The sequence below is a fragment of the Marinobacter sp. UBA2498 genome (assembly GCF_002341575.1).
GTDB lineage: Bacteria > Pseudomonadota > Gammaproteobacteria > Pseudomonadales > Oleiphilaceae > Marinobacter > Marinobacter manganoxydans.
In genome coordinates this window covers 15,472-15,743 of sequence record NZ_DDOI01000128.1, presented here as the reverse complement: position 1 = coordinate 15,743, position 272 = coordinate 15,472, and the positions used below count along the sequence as shown (strand labels likewise).

Sequence of the window (272 nt, the reverse complement as noted above, 5' to 3'; positions counted from 1 at the left end):
CCCGATCCACAAGGACAGGGAGCATTGCGGCGCACCTTGCCCCAATCACTTCCGGCATCGCCCGCAGCATTTGCCTCTGCCTCGTCAAACTCATTCTCGCCTGTGACGGGGTCGATATGCGTGGCGGTCATTTCCTCTTCATCCGGTTCGGGGCGGCGTAATTGTTCGGCCGGATTGCTAAGCTGCACATGGGACAGATAGGTCGTTACCGTTTCGCGAAGCTGATTGAGCATATGCTCGAACATATTGAAGGCTTCGCTTTTATATTCATT

General features: G+C 54.4%; 1 protein-coding gene. It reads right to left on the bottom strand.

Features of this window, described 5'->3' with window-relative positions; genetic code table 11:
* On the bottom strand, window positions 1-272 hold a 272-nt coding region (locus B2W52_RS17885; RefSeq protein WP_286803832.1), incomplete at both ends, for a hypothetical protein.